Raw genomic sequence first — 842 nt, forward strand, 5'->3', positions numbered from 1 at the left:
CAGTCGTCGCTGGTCATGTTCCCGATCTACGCCTACGGCTCGGAAGAGCAGAAACAGAAGTACCTGCCCAAGCTGGCCTCGGGCGCGTACATCGGCTGCTTTGGCCTGACCGAACCGGACGCCGGATCGGACCCGGCGGGGATGAAAACCCGCGCGATCAAGACCGAGGGCGGCTATGTGCTGCGCGGGTCCAAGATGTGGATTTCGAACGCGCCGATCGCCGATGTCTTTGTGGTCTGGGCGAAATCCGAGGCCCATGGCGACAAGGTGCGCGGCTTCGTGCTGGAGAAGGGCATGAAGGGCCTGTCGGCGCCGAAAATCGGCGGCAAGCTCAGCCTGCGCGCCTCGATCACCGGCGAGATCGTGATGGACGATGTGGAGGTCGGCGAGGAGGCGCTGCTGCCCAATGTCGAAGGCATGGGCGGGCCGTTCGGCTGCCTGAACCGCGCGCGTTACGGCATCGCCTGGGGCGTTATGGGCGCCGCGGAGGACTGTTTCCACCGCGCCCGCCAGTACGGCCTCGACCGGCATCAGTTCAACCGCCCGCTGGCGGCGACGCAGCTGTATCAGAAAAAGCTGGCGGATATGCAGACCGAGATCACGCTGGGCCTGCAGGCGGCGCTGCGGGTCGGGCGGCTGTTCGACGAGGGCCGTTTCGCGCCGGAGATGATCTCAATGATCAAGCGCAACAACTGCGGCAAGGCGCTGGACATGGCGCGCCAGGCCCGCGACATGCACGGCGGCAACGGCATCCAGATCGAATACCACGTCATGCGCCACGCCCAGAACCTGGAAACGGTCAACACCTACGAGGGCACGCACGACGTCCATGCCTTGATCCT

Annotated in this window: 1 protein-coding gene; it reads left to right on the forward strand. The window is 65.2% G+C overall.

Annotation, left to right across the window (positions count from 1 at the left end; genetic code table 11):
• Nucleotides 1-842, forward strand: an 842-nt coding sequence (locus tag ACN2XU_RS24210; RefSeq protein ID WP_419412896.1) for an acyl-CoA dehydrogenase family protein, incomplete at both ends; no start/stop codon positions are given.

This window comes from Pacificoceanicola niger (genome assembly GCF_048553275.1).
Lineage (GTDB): Bacteria > Pseudomonadota > Alphaproteobacteria > Rhodobacterales > Rhodobacteraceae > Pacificoceanicola.